Origin of the sequence: Legionella antarctica, assembly GCF_011764505.1 — a bacterium.
Classification (GTDB): Bacteria; Pseudomonadota; Gammaproteobacteria; order Legionellales; family Legionellaceae; genus Legionella; species Legionella antarctica.
This window is the reverse complement of record NZ_AP022840.1, coordinates 1-13850: the sequence shown is the minus strand read 5'-3', so window position 1 is coordinate 13850 and position 13850 is coordinate 1. Positions and strand designations below refer to the sequence as shown.

Genomic DNA, 13850 nt, shown 5'->3' with positions numbered 1-13850 from the left:
TAATCAACCCTGGAGTTAGCATAGCTGTTTGCTTCGCATAATACAACTAAAACGGCTTATATTATTCATATATAACCAGTTATGTGAATAATTTGTAGGGTGGAAACAGGCTGTTTTGGGCTAAAATCTATTTTTTTAGGGAAAGAGAAATGCAACTGAATTCAGAGGGTTAAGGCAAGACCTGCGAAATCTGTAATTTGCTTGCCGAAACCCCTGAGTGCTGAGTGCTGAGTGCTGAGTGCTGAGTGCTGAGTGCTGAGTGCTGGAAATGATCCAATCATTGGACATTACTAGCAATCCTTTTTTTATATCTAATCGATAGTTCATTCCCTGCATCAGCAATCCTATATTTTTACTTGGCGTTAGTGGGTATTGAAAAATTACTCTTAATCATGATACTTTGTCGATGATTAAAAATCAAAAAAATTCCTTCAATTTTTATTCTTCAAACCTGCCCCAATCATTTCGCGACAGCGACTGTGTGCCGTAGATGCACAGAACGTGAATTTAAGGAACGAATTTACCTCGAAGCATAGAAGCTATAGAAAAGATGGCGGTAGTCCCGCCGAAGCAAGCGACCAAGAGCGGGCTTGAAACCACTTCATGTGGCGTATGTTAAGAGCATAGGTCATGAGCGATGAAGAAAAGTCAGAATAGATCTGGCAGGTGTGGAACAGAAAGACGAATGTAAATGAACCACTGATGACGCGTCGATAGCGCGTGATATTGACATCGAAACCGGGGGCAAGGTCGTACTTCCGGGAAGAGTTTATGAGCGAACTTGGGTGCTGCATAAATGGTGTCCGGCGTGTAGGTGGCGTGAGTCTGTTTTCGGGCTTTTCTATGGAACTGCGGGAACCAATGTATTGATGCCAAGGGAAAGGTCAAATTGCAGAAACAATGAGGCTGATAGTACTGATGCAATACATTGGGGCGGAGCAACTCGTATTAGTGTTGAAGTCACTGTAATGGTGATGGAGCGAAGGGGTTGCGTTAAGTCGTTAGCATTAATGTACAACTGGAAGCAGGATGACATATTAGTGACAACAAAACCATTTAACATACCAAAACAACTTGTCTGGCAAGCTTATAAATTGGTGCGAGCCAATGCTGGCTCTGCTGGTATTGATAATCAATCCATTGATGAGTTTAGCCAAGACCTCAAGGGCAACTTGTATAAGCTATGGAATCGCATGAGTTCAGGAAGCTACTTTCCACCAGCGGTGAAAGAAGTAGCTATTCCTAAGAAACAAGGCGGTGTGAGAAAATTAGGTATACCTACAGTGACGGACAGAATTGCGCAAATGACGGTGAAATTAATGATGGAGCCGCTTCTTGAACCGCACTTTTTGAACGACTCCTATGGATATAGGCCTAATAAATCCGCCTTAGATGCGATAGGCGTTACAAGGAAACGGTGCTGGGATTATGACTGGGTCGTTGAATTTGACATAAAAGGTCTGTTTGACAATTTATCCCATGAACTTCTCATGAAAGCAGTGAAGCATCACATCAGCGACAAATGGATAGTGCTGTATGTGGAAAGATGGTTAACTGCACCAATTCATGATCCACAAGGAATATGCCTGCCGAGAACGGCCGGCACGCCGCAGGGCGGCGTGATCAGTCCTCTATTAAGTAATCTGTTTCTGCACTATGCATTTGATCACTGGATGACAAAACATCACCCGGAGTCTCCATGGTGTCGGTATGCCGACGATGGGCTTGCCCATTGCCGGACACAGCGAGAAGCAGAGGAAATGCTAAAAGAGATTGATGATCGATTTAAGTCTCGTGGTCTTGAAATTCACCCTGACAAGACAAAGATTATCTATTCGGGGTAAGTCAGGATACGTGTGCAAATGGGTCACATCAGTTTTAAAACCGGCTACAACCCTTTCTGCATATGGGCTATAGCCTCCAACCATAGAAATGTTCTTGTGGTTAATAATAACAGGGCTATGCAGTTTACTAACCTAACCACTACATATAGTGTTTAGCGATTTTGCTGGCACTGGATCAATTTCAAGCGCCTGCTGTATTAATCGCAAAAAAAGCTTACCTCTTGATGTGGATGTCCTTCGATTAAATCGAAACGTAAATTCATCAAGGTAGTAGGGTAAATTCTTGTGGTTAATAGCACCATGGTGTGTGCCAACCAACCAGCGTTTAAGTAACGACGCAACACGATGAGCAATCTGAATTGCATCGGTCTCTTTCACGTTATTATTACTAATCGACAAATGTGTATACCCGTTACTGCTCAAACCACTGTATCCACTCCAGCCATCTGTTCGGATTGTACTGCCTAGTGAAACCATTTTCTGAATAGTGTCGGTCAATACGCCACCGGATGCATCACTGATAGTAGAAAGCCTAATGCGTCCAATGCCACCGCCTGTGTCTTCTGCTGCTATCAACACTAATGTTTTACCGCCCGCACCACGACCCCGTGTGCCTGCGTGCTCGCCACCAATCATGGTTTCATTTACTTCAACAATACCACTCAACTTATCACGACCAGGCCGCACCATAGCTCTACGAAGTTTATGTAACCACTCCCAAGCCGTGTGATAACTACCCAGTCCAAGTGCCTTCTGCAGCCCAAGTGCACTAACGCCGTTTTTTTGGCTCACTACATACCAGATGGCTTGAAACCATAGCCGAAGAGGTTTGTGTGTATCTTGAAAAAGCGTTCCAGAAATGACTGATCCGGCATACCGACACGTTTGGCAACGGTATAACCCGCTGCTCATTTTACAAACATCCTTTCCATCGCAACGCATGCACACATAGCCATCAGGCCAACGAATAAGGCTTAAATATTCTAAACAAGCTTCTTCAGTTGGAAAAAGATCCATCAGTTCAACCACATTTTTGGGGTAGATATTCATGTGGCCGAATACTATATATAGTGGTTGGGTTAGTCAACTGCATAGCCCTGAATAATAAATCAAACCATGCTTTCCCTTCAATTTAACGCTAAGCCGTAGCTATGTTTTTCAATAATTCAATTTTTATTTTTTCCAGTGCAGTCACTTTACGTTTCATCGAGTTTATTTCCTTAGTAATATCCTTTAACTTCTTTTCTTTTATTTTGTTAGCTGTGTAATGCTCACCATATTTTTGCGTAACGAAAGTCTCTATTTCTCGTCTTATCAATTTTAAATATGGATTCCCATGTGCATTATTTTTCCTGTACTGTAATTTTCCAGATTGAATACCCTCAATGATTTCTTCATAGGTTAATCCAAATTCATCGATCGCTGATTTATCGCTCATTGAACCATTTGTTTTTATCCAGTCAGATTGGCATGTGGTATGCAAAAAATGCTCCTTTCTAGTTTCAGACATACTCGTTCAGTTCATTAGTTACACCATTATCATCAATGACCTCTGGAATTATTTTTGAAATCAGTTGAAACATATTTAATGATTCATTACCCATTAAATGCTCATGCGCAAGTAGTTGATGAAATTTTAAGGTGCATTTAATGGAGTCAATTCCATCCTCATAATAATGTACTGGATATTTCTCTATCAGATTAGGTTTCTCTGCTGTTGACTCAAGCATAAAATTCATCATGAGCTCTTGCTTTTCTTCTATTGATTCAATGTGTTCGGCTTCAGACATTAATTTATCGAAACGCATGTCTGGGCGATGCATATTTTCCTCTGAAAACACGCTGTCATAATTGATATTCATTACATCTGTGATTGTTTTTTTAGTTATTTCGTGCATTTTATTATACGTTGCTATATGCGTTATTTCGGCAATATCACGGGAAATATAATGATTTAAAAACTCAATAATACAGCAACCACGCTCAAACGAGCGTAAATCTATAACCATGCTCGTTTCACCAATTATTTTTCCTTTTGCTAAAACAATTGGTTGAAGATTCTTCGGCACTCCATCAGGCTTTACAGCTAACCCAATGTTTTTCGTTTCATGATGATAATTAATCAAAAATTTATAGTTGCCATACAAACAAATGCACTTCAGTGCATCTAATTTAGTCATCAGTAACGTTTTATTGTAAATAGTATAATAAAGTCTAATGAGCATAAAAGGCTCATTGGTTGTTGTTGTGAGGAGACCCAATTGCGTTTCACCCAAATGATCCATGTTAGCAAGTGAAAATCGTTCATCACCGCTAGATGAGGTTATTAGATTATCCTGTTTGGTGTTACTGCGAGTATTGATGCAGCATTTCTTATATTTTCGTCCACTATTGCATAAACATGGATCGTTTCGACCTATTTTACTCATATTAAACCCTTACTTATTTTATTCAACTAAAAACAACGTTCTCTTCAAATGGTTAAGATCTTAATTTGTAGAGACAAGGTGTAATTTAGACTTCGTTATTTCACTTTTGAGTTTATTTAATCTATCGTTAAGGTGGCTAGCGTCGGAGAGACTAGGTATAGCCAATCCTTGCTCTAAAATTTGTTGTGCTTTGTCAAAGTTTCGTTTGTCAGTATTATTTTTGTAAATAAATAACCAGTAAGAGTCAGACCAACCTATCCATCCCCAACCCCAAGTGGGTTCTTTATCAAGCCAACCATTATATAAGTTATCAACCGATTCAAAATCACCTTGTTTGGCATAACATTCCGCGAGTACTCGCCTTATAGAGCCAAGGTTTCGCATATCTTTGCTTAAGACATTTTGATGCATGCTCGTATATTCCAAACAAAACGACAGTGTTTTTTTAAAAAATATCGCCTTTTTTCCTGATAGATTATCCAAATTATGCGCTAGATCAACTGCCCAATATAATAGGTCGTACATCGTTTCATGCTCAAGGTCTAGCATATTTTCAGCGTCTACTAATTGTATAAGTTTCTTTAAATCAGACCAGACTCTTAAACCAGTATTACATGCCATAGGGAAGTCATTATCGGCTATGTAATCATTCTCCTTTGCAATATTATCCTGAATGCGATTAAGCAAGGTTCTAAATCGTGCTGAATTTTCAAACAACCAGTCAGTATCATACATCAATTACTCCAGCGCCCGGCATAACACCTTGGGCAATTTTATATCCATACCAATCATAAATTATTAAAATCTAACATTACCTTCAAATGCATGTTTCCAGCGCTTGCTAGGATTATCAAATTTGACTTTTTTGGGATCAAATGTGCTTGGTTCATATTTTCCACCAACCCACTCCAACAAGGATTGGTGATCTGGGTGGCGAGGCGTGGTAATGGCCTCAATAAAACGGTCGTAACCTGGCGGACCACCTACATCTTCTGGTGGACAAGTTCGTGCACCAGCAATACATAATGGGTATTTAGCATTGGATTGTTTTTCTTGTTTCCCTTCGAATTCAATGAGATGTTCCCAGCTGTCACCAAAATCATAAAGATAAGAAATTTTGTGATTGGCCGGCAGATTAAAATAATCTCGAATATTTAGCTTCCAGCCTTCCAATACCGGGTGCGGCTCGTCTTCACCATCAGGAATACCTATATGTTCTTGTTCAGTTGTAATGGGGTTATATGCTGTGAATTCATGTAAATGCGAATCTGTCCAACCCATCGCATCTTGAATTGCAACATGAAAATCCCAGAAACTGCTTAAATCAGAAATTTGAATTCGCCGCCAGATCCTAGGTTCTATGTCTTGTAGCATAATTTTAAATTGAAGAACGGGTCTTGTTGCCATGATCACACCTCAATACTTTGATTAATACATCGATAAAAAACGGATCGACTTACCTTCATCGTTTCACAAATTTTCTTAACGGACATTTTACCTGACTGACGTAATGCCTTAATGGTTTCTGCTTTATCATTTGTTAATGCTTTAGGCCTGCCACCGGTGCGGCCTTGTTTTTTGGCCAAATCCAGCCCTGCCTTAACTCTTTCTTTAATTAATTCACGTTCCATTTCAGAAAAAGCGGCACAGATATTAAACAGCAACATCCCCATATGTGATGAAGTATCCAAATTATTTTCAAGCGACACAAACTCAATGCCTTTTTCTTTAAATTCGTTAATCAATGCGACCAACTTCATCATGCGTCGCCCCAGTCTATCCAAGCGTACGACACATAGCGTATCTCCTTTTCTTAACTTCCCCATCAACCCTTTTAATTGAGGTCTATCATCTTTTGCTCCTGAAATTTTTTCTTGAAAAATTTCCTCGCAACCAGCTGCTGTTAATTTTTGAATTTGAACATCCAAACATTGTTCGTTTTTTGACACGCGAGCATAACCAAATTTCAACTCAACCTCCTGTCGTTAAAAAAACATTCCAAAAACAAGAATGATCGTGTATTTTGGCGCACTTGTTTGTGGAACTAATTTTGGAACGGAATTTTCCCCTGTTTTGCCATGAAAAGCAATCCAAAATCGCCCTGCGTCAAAAACAGGTGTTTTTGGAACAACCCCGGAGTCCCCATGTCATCCATTGAAAAAACAGCATACCCACGTTTTCCAAAAAGAAGGAAAATAAAATCGGCCGAACTTAGTAAAAATTACTCGTTGCGTCATGATGAGATGAACATGATTAATCTTGGTGGAAAAAATGATAGATCGCGATTTAACTTGGCTATCCAGCTCAAAACATTTCAACGGTTAGGCTATTTTATTGAGATGGACAAAATACCATCGGAAATCATTACGCATGTCCGTCAAGAATTAAAATATCATTATCGACTAACACCGGGTTACAGCGACAATAATAAAAGCATCTACCGCCACAGACAGAAAATTCGTGAGTTTCTGAATGTTAAACGTTGGGGGTATGAGCCTACTGATGGCGTCAATATTCATCAAGGCATGAAACTGGCTATCCAATATGCTTATGATGCCTCACATTCAATGAACAATCTTTCAGACATCATCAATGCCGTTATTGAGAAATTGGTACATGCCAGTTATGAGTTGCCCAGTTTTTACAGGCTGAGTCGTATTGTCCGTCATACCAGACACAGTGTGAATAACAAAATATTTCGTGAAACCATGCGGCGAGTCATGGCCTCTGGCCAGTCAGATTTATTCACCAGCCTGTTAAAATTACAAGATGGAACTCAGCGCACATTATTTAATAAGTTAAAAAACCTACCAAAACGACCAAGTATAAAAAAATTCCATGAATTCTTAGATCATTTTCAGTGGTTGATGTCCTTTGGAAATGTCATAAACTGTCTGGATGGCATTGCAAAGATAAAAATTGAGCAATTTGCCGAAGAAGCTAACCAGCTCAGTGCCGATGAGTTAAATGATTTTAGCGAAGCAAAACGCTATACATTAATTGCTGCCTTAATTTACCGCTCTCAAGCCAACGCTAAAGATGCCCTCGCTGTCATGTTTTGTCGACTGATATCTATTGCGCACAAACACTCCAAGACTGAACTTGAAAACAAACTCAAAAACAGCAAAGAAGATACCTGCAACATTGTTGAGTTATTTAAACAGATAATTCATGACGGGGAATCCATCACGGAGCAGGCTAAGTTTGTTAAAGAATTTTATAAAAAAATTGAAGATGGTGGCGGTTTCGCAGTCTTGACAAACAAATGCGATGATATATTGGCCAGCCATGGGAATGAGTATAGAATATACCTAACAGATATGATCCAGAAACGGCGATCATTGCTCTTTAAAATTTTGAAAGCACTTCAGCTACATAGCCCCACACAAGACGACAAGCTCATTGTTGCCATGAAATATTTATTGACGCATGAGAATCGACGCGCTGAGTTTATTACGGACGACATTGATCTGTCATTTACCACCGCGTTCTGGAAAAAGCAGATCATGGGTTCTATAAACAAGACTAAAATCAATCGCCGAGCCATGGAAAGCTGTGTTTTTGAGTATGTGTCCAAGGGGCTTAATTCCGGTGATCTGTACGTTAAAGGCGCTAGAAATTATGCGGACTATCGCGCCGAGCTGTTGCCTTGGGCAGAGTGCGGGGAACATTTAGAAACCTATTGCGAAGACGTTGGGATTGCCAATAACGCGAAGGACATGCTGGGGCATCTTAAAAAGACACTGACGGATAAAGCCCAATATGTCGATCAAAACTATTTTAACATCCCTGATTTTGTCATTAATGAAGAAGGACGGCCTGTTCTCAAGAAATATGAGCCAAAATCCAAAAGCGAGAACGCCGAAAAAATTGAAAATTTAGTTCGCTCGCGCCTACCAGAAAGAAGTCTGTTAGACATATTGACGAATGGGCACCATCACACGGGCTGGGCAGATGAGTTTGGGCCCATATCAGGCACGGAGGGAAAGTTAGACAATCCCATTGAAAAATACATTTTAACCAACTTTTGCTATGGAACAAGCTTGGGCCCGACTCAGACAGCCAAGCACGTACGATTTGAAATTGAACCCCGCACCTTATCAAGAATCAACAAAAAACATTTCACGTTGAAGTCATTAACAAAAGCGATCTTACGTATCATTAATTGCTTAAATGAGTTTCCTTTATTGCACGCATGGGGTAGCGGACAGCGTGTGGCCGTTGACGGAACACTTGAGGATATTCATGATGACAACATGATTGCGGAGCAACATATCCGTTATGGCAGAAAAGGCGGCATAGCCTACCGGCATATAGCCGATAATTACATTGCGTTATTTTCAACATTTATTCAATGCGGGGTATGGGAAGCCATACATATTATCGATGGCTTATTAAAAAATGCATCTGAAGTGCAGCCGAATATTGTGCATTCGGATACACAAGGCCAGTCCTTACCGGTCTTTGCTTTTGCGTATTTACTCGGAATTCAATTAATGCCGAGAATTCGCAATTGGAAGGATTTAAATTTGTATCGGGTGGACAAAAAAACGAAATACACCAATATCGATTCAATGTTTTGTGAGTCTGAAATTGACTGGGATCTTTTGGAGACGCATTGGCAAGACTTAATGCAGGTAATCATTTCTATAAAATTGGGAAAGGTATCCTCTTCATTTATACTGACCAAACTTAATTCATATAACAATCAAAACAGGTTGTATAAGGCATTTCAGGAATTAGGAAAAGTAATTCGCACCACTTTTTTGCTCGACTATGTGTCCAGTAAGGAATTGAGACAAACCATTACGGCAACGACAAATAAAGTTGAGTCTTATCACACGCTTGAAGACTGGATTAGATTTGGCTCAAAATATTTGGTGGCATCGAATGATCCTGATGAAATGGAAAAGGCCGTTAAGCATAACGATTTAATCGCCAATTGCATCATGTTGCAAAACGTAATTGATATTACTGATGTCTGTCATGCATTAATTCAGGAAGGTTATACGATTACGGCGGAGGATCTAAGCCATATGAGTCCCTACATGACAGAGCAGATCAAACGTTTTGGCGAATATATACTGGATTTAGGTCGTCGACCAGTAAATCTGCATGTGACAAGGGATAAATTCTTGTTTAAGGTGCGAACCGAGTCAATAGAGCACGCCGTTGCAGCATGATTTGTTTTATTATTAACCACGAAATTACTTCTATAGTTAGAGGCTACAACTCATATGCAGAAAGGGTTGTAGCCGGTTTTAAAAGTGATGTGACCCATTTGCACACGTATCTTGACTTACCCCGCTATTGCAAAGACGGAGCACGGAAAGGACGATATGGAAATAAATCATTCGACTTTCTAGGCTATACGTTCAAAGCAAGACGAGTCAAAGTCAAGTCAAGAAACAGTTTCTTCATTGGCTTCACTCCGGTGGTATCATTAAAGGCCGTGAAGGCAATGACATTGAAACTGCGGAGGGGCAGCTGGAGAAATAACACTTCCTTGAGTCTTCAAGAACTGGCTGACTTCATCAACCCGATGCTAAGGGGATGGCTTGCGTATTATGGAAAATACTCACGATCCGCTATGTATCGAGTTTGGCGGTGCGTCAACAATATGTTGTTGGCCTGGGCAAAGAAGAAGTATAAATCATTGGGGAACAGCAGAACCAAAGCAGGCAAACTAATGGAACGAATCCATAAAGAAATGCCTACGCTGTTCATTCATTGGCGCGAAGGTATGTTCGGTGCGTTGACTTAATGGGAGCCGGATGATGCGAGAGTATCATGTCCGGTTCTGCGAGCGGCTGAGGGGGAAGTTCCCTCGGTCGACTCACCAACAATGGTTTGTTTTTGACCCCCTGCCTTTGATTTTTGAGCTTATGAGCATTTAATAGTTATGAGCGAAGCGAATTCATTTAAAGCAGTTTAAAAGATAGATTTAGATTTATGCCTCGTCATTCATCGCTCAGTCGCAAAAATAAAAATAACGGAGTATTTTATTAAGAACAATGAGGAACGGAGCGCGCGAAGCGAGTGAGTAGTCATTGTTCTTAATAAAATGCGGAGTTATCTTTTATTGCGATTGAGTGATGAGTGATGAGGCAATCGATCTTTAATTATTGCTTTGTTTGTTTTTTTATTTGATTATTGGCCATAGGCCAATTCCTTTTAAAATAAGTATTAAGTTATGAGCGTAGCGAATTCCTTATTATTAATTATCCACAAGGTTGTTCTGTGGATAATATTCAAGAAGGTTTAAATAGGACTATAAGTAAGAGCAGACACTTAATATCTATTCTATAAGACACTTAAATTTCATTATGACAAATTATATACAGTGACTTTCATGGAAATAGCTGGGTTATTCCTGCTAATTCACATGTTTTTAGATTAAATACAGCTTGTTTTTGAATGCCATTTAAAATAACGATGCTTTGGTTGATGTTTAGGGGGTTTAGAGAAATTTGAGGTATAGGAAGGCCAGTAGGTCATAAGGGTTTCTATTGAGGGGATTAAGCACTCTATTCTTGAGGATTATACTGACGACCAAGGGAATCTCTTCGTTTGCGCTCCTTTTCGCGCAACTGCTCCGACATCTTTTGCTCGCCTTTAAGTAACCCCTTCATTGTGTTAATATGGGTTTTAGCATTCCCTTGGGGTGCGATAAAATCAATAATATTTCGGACGGCTGCTTGCGATTCTTGGGCATTAGCAATAAAAGTACTTCGTTTCTTATTAAGGCGTTTACGCGCAAGCCCTCGTTGTGCGGATAAGGCTTGTAAATTAATGTTGCAGGCTTTAAAAAAGGCAGGGGTTAAACACTTTACTGCGGCAAGACCAATAAAGCGTTCTTTGCCCTCTTTTTCTGTTACATCAAAGCGCTCAATCATTTTTAAATAACCCGCACGAACTAATAATTTAATCGCACGTTGAGCGCGTTTTAAACCAATACCTGCTTTATCGGCAAGAAACTCAATAGTCAGAGAGCGAAACCCTTCGCTTGCATGCGGAACACCTACCCTAAGGCTTGCAAGCTCAGTGTAATGTAATAATACCTGAGAAATACTTGCCAAGGCTTCGCGTGCTTCTGAGCGCTGTTGACGAGTTGAATTGCGACGCATACGAATGTCTTTAAAATATGAGTTAGGTAAACAGTAAAAACGCTGCCAGGCATCTATCGCCCAGGTAATTATTTTAGGGCGAGCTTTATGACTTTCTGGCTTTTGAAAAAATCGTGGAGAATCAGGATCATGGCCGCACCAATTGCCTTGGCGCACCACCCCTGCCCTACGGGCTTTATACTCTTTGCCTGTTGATTTCTCGACGAAATCAATGCAATCCTTCACCAACACACCTTCTTGCACGCGCACCATATCCTTAGCGGTAGCTAATTGTTGACTAATCAATTAGTTAGCGCTAAGATATAATTGTTGAGGTTATATATATTAGCGTTAACCGAAGAAGCCCGCGCCAACGGGCTTTTTTTATTTATATAAAATTAATATTATGTTCGCTGCATTTTTCCCTTTCACCTACTGATAATTCATTTAACCGTTTCAAATATACTTTTGTAAGAAGCTATTTTGTTCTATATAAATTACTCTTAATAAAAAATTATGTCAATAAAACCAGAGCTCTAACTCATTGATTTTATTCACTAATAATATACTATACTACGCTAATATACACTAGTATATACATGTATATACATTTAACCCGTTGAAAAATAACTCGTTTTTAAATTTAATTTTAGTATAGCCAGAGAACCCTGTGATATATACAAGTATATCTTTGTATATTGCTATATATATATATTATTGGTATTATTTTAATAACCAATAAGGAGATACTATGGCAACTAATAATAAAGCAAATGTAATTGTTCTGGGTGGCGAAAAAGGTGGGACGGGAAAAACAACCATTGCTGTTAATTTAGCTATAATGAGAGCACTAATGGGAAGTGACGTTCTATTTGTTGATGCTGACAAACAACGATCTGGAGCAAAGTTTTTTGATAGACGAAATGGTAATGGTGTAAAACCCGATATTACATGTGTAAATATCTTAGGGAAACATCTAAATTCTGAATTAGACAGAATGGCGACTCGGTATGAAAGTATAATTGTAGATGTTGGAGGAAGAGACTCTGTTGAATTGAGATCTGCGCTAGTTGCTAAATCAGTTTCTAATTGGTATTCCCCTATTCAACCATCTGAGTTCGATATGGATACGCTGGAAACTATCGAAGAGCTTTCTGAACTTTCTCAAACATATAATCCTAATTTAAGGGCTCATATAATATTGAATGCATGCTCAACTCATGCACAAACAAAAACCACAGATGAAGCAAAAATTGTAATCAAGGATTCATTCCCAAATTTACATGTCTGTGATACTACCATAGGACATCGAGTATCTTTTAAATATTCAATATCAAACTCATGCTCCGTTGTAGAATTTGAGGCAGATGAATATAAAAAATTACCTGCATATCGAGCACAAAAATACTTACATAAAGCAAGCAATGACATTATCTCCTTATATAAAGAAATATACCGAGAAGAATTTCACTCCATCATGGAAATGGCCAATTTAGATATGGAGGCTAATATATGTCTTTAGGATCTCATCACCGAAACAGAAATAAGTTAGGCGCCCCTAAAACAGTAGAAGATTTTATAGAAAGCGCAAATGCAATTATAAATTCAAAAGAAGCCATTAAAAAGCCATCTCAGGAAGATATTTTATTAAGCTTTTCAGGGAGGATAGACAGGGAAAATGAGTGCGAGAAGAAACCTGTACTGCTTTATTTAAAAAAAGATATTGCAACAGACATTGAAAATTATTGTCATGGAAACAAGCAAGGGATAATGAATTATCTTATAAGAAAAGGCCTGGATCAATTAATAAAAGACAACAAACTTCAACTGGTTATGGAAAATTAAATATATATTAATATATACAGATATATACTCATATAATATATACAATATTAGTATATATCTTGGTTAATAGTCTGCGCAGCTTGCTGTTCAAGCCCCATGGAACTTTTCTGTCGTTTATTGATAAACACTTAAACCATTTTAAATTAAAGCTTAGAAAATAAAGTGGAATGTATAGACGTATTTATTTCAGATGAATGCGTCATTTTAGCAATCGGTTTTTTTGCAATAATTTGTAAACACCAGAAGCTAACAGGAATCTGATCATGATCAGTTAAACCAACTTGATTGATAAATTCCGTAGAAAAATCATTAAGAAAATCTTCTTTTAATTGATCAGGAACTAATTTAATTTGAGCGCCTGCGGCTTTGAAAAACTCTTTAAGTTGTTTCGGCGATTTATAAAAATAGATCATTTCTTCTTCAACTATCTCAACTACGCTTAATCCTGACTTAACCAACATATTCTCATAAGTAGCGATATCAAAAAAGGAACGAGGGCTAACATAATTTAGATAAAAAGGAGACCATTTGTTACTAGCACAAACTTTATCAAGGACAAGATGATACTGAGATTTTCGATGAGACAATAACAAAGCGATTTGAGCACCATCTACAGCAGCATTGGC

Annotated in this window: 12 protein-coding genes and 1 pseudogene; 5 read left to right on the top strand and 8 right to left on the bottom strand. The window is 38.8% G+C overall.

Annotated elements, in window-relative coordinates; all coding sequences use genetic code 11:
* Window positions 1–968 precede the first annotated feature (968 nt).
* Window positions 969–1835 (top strand): annotated as a pseudogene (ltrA, locus tag HRS36_RS17680) (group II intron reverse transcriptase/maturase); the annotation flags it as partial.
* Window positions 1836–1976: 141 nt separating this feature from the next.
* On the opposite strand, the gene HRS36_RS17675 reads toward ltrA, so the two are convergent.
* The 6 genes from HRS36_RS17675 to HRS36_RS17650 form a co-directional block, all read right to left on the bottom strand.
* On the bottom strand, window positions 1977–2894 hold the full coding sequence (locus tag HRS36_RS17675) for an IS1595 family transposase (protein WP_173235413.1): 918 nt from the start codon (window positions 2892–2894) through the stop codon (window positions 1977–1979).
* 88 nt (window positions 2895–2982) lie between these two features.
* Window positions 2983–3354: a hypothetical protein gene (locus HRS36_RS17670; RefSeq protein ID WP_173235546.1), complete on the bottom strand. Its 372-nt coding sequence runs from the start codon at window positions 3352–3354 to the stop codon at window positions 2983–2985.
* Window positions 3347–4273, bottom strand: a complete 927-nt coding sequence (locus HRS36_RS17665; RefSeq protein WP_173235544.1) for a YecA family protein — start codon at window positions 4271–4273, stop codon at window positions 3347–3349. Before HRS36_RS17665 ends, HRS36_RS17670 begins: the two co-directional genes overlap by 8 nt.
* Before the next feature lie 60 nt (window positions 4274–4333).
* Window positions 4334–5008, bottom strand: coding sequence for a hypothetical protein (locus HRS36_RS17660; protein WP_173235542.1), 675 nt, complete (start codon window positions 5006–5008; stop codon window positions 4334–4336).
* Window positions 5009–5071: 63 nt separating this feature from the next.
* Window positions 5072–5680, bottom strand: coding sequence for a plasmid pRiA4b ORF-3 family protein (locus HRS36_RS17655; protein WP_173235540.1), 609 nt, complete (start codon window positions 5678–5680; stop codon window positions 5072–5074).
* Between the two features lie 2 nt (window positions 5681–5682).
* The gene (locus HRS36_RS17650) at window positions 5683–6243 is read right to left on the bottom strand and encodes a recombinase family protein (protein ID WP_173235538.1); all 561 of its coding nucleotides are present in this window, start codon (window positions 6241–6243) and stop codon (window positions 5683–5685) included.
* Between the two features lie 174 nt (window positions 6244–6417).
* Between HRS36_RS17650 and HRS36_RS17645 the strand changes: the two genes are divergently transcribed.
* Window positions 6418–9456, top strand: a complete 3039-nt coding sequence (locus HRS36_RS17645; protein WP_173235536.1) for a Tn3 family transposase — start codon at window positions 6418–6420, stop codon at window positions 9454–9456.
* Window positions 9453–10037, top strand: a complete 585-nt coding sequence (locus HRS36_RS17640; protein ID WP_226905663.1) for a group II intron maturase-specific domain-containing protein — start codon at window positions 9453–9455, stop codon at window positions 10035–10037. The genes HRS36_RS17645 and HRS36_RS17640 overlap by 4 nt, the downstream gene beginning before the upstream one ends.
* A 763-nt stretch (window positions 10038–10800) precedes the next feature.
* Here HRS36_RS17640 and HRS36_RS17635 read toward each other — a convergent pair.
* Window positions 10801–11652, bottom strand: coding sequence for a hypothetical protein (locus tag HRS36_RS17635; RefSeq protein ID WP_226905670.1), 852 nt, complete (start codon window positions 11650–11652; stop codon window positions 10801–10803).
* Between the two features lie 478 nt (window positions 11653–12130).
* Here HRS36_RS17635 and HRS36_RS17630 point away from each other — a divergent pair, with 478 nt between their 5' ends.
* Together HRS36_RS17630 and HRS36_RS17625 are read left to right on the top strand one after the other, a co-directional pair.
* Window positions 12131–12901 (top strand): division plane positioning ATPase MipZ, encoded by a 771-nt coding sequence (locus tag HRS36_RS17630; protein WP_173238592.1) that lies wholly within the window; start codon window positions 12131–12133, stop codon window positions 12899–12901.
* Entirely contained in the window at window positions 12892–13224 is a 333-nt protein-coding gene (locus tag HRS36_RS17625) for a hypothetical protein (protein ID WP_173238591.1), read from the top strand. The genes HRS36_RS17630 and HRS36_RS17625 overlap by 10 nt, the downstream gene beginning before the upstream one ends.
* A gap of 143 nt (window positions 13225–13367) precedes the next feature.
* On the opposite strand, the gene HRS36_RS17620 is transcribed toward HRS36_RS17625, so the two are convergent.
* On the bottom strand, window positions 13368–13850 hold a 483-nt coding region (locus HRS36_RS17620), incomplete at its 5' end, for a hypothetical protein (protein ID WP_173238590.1).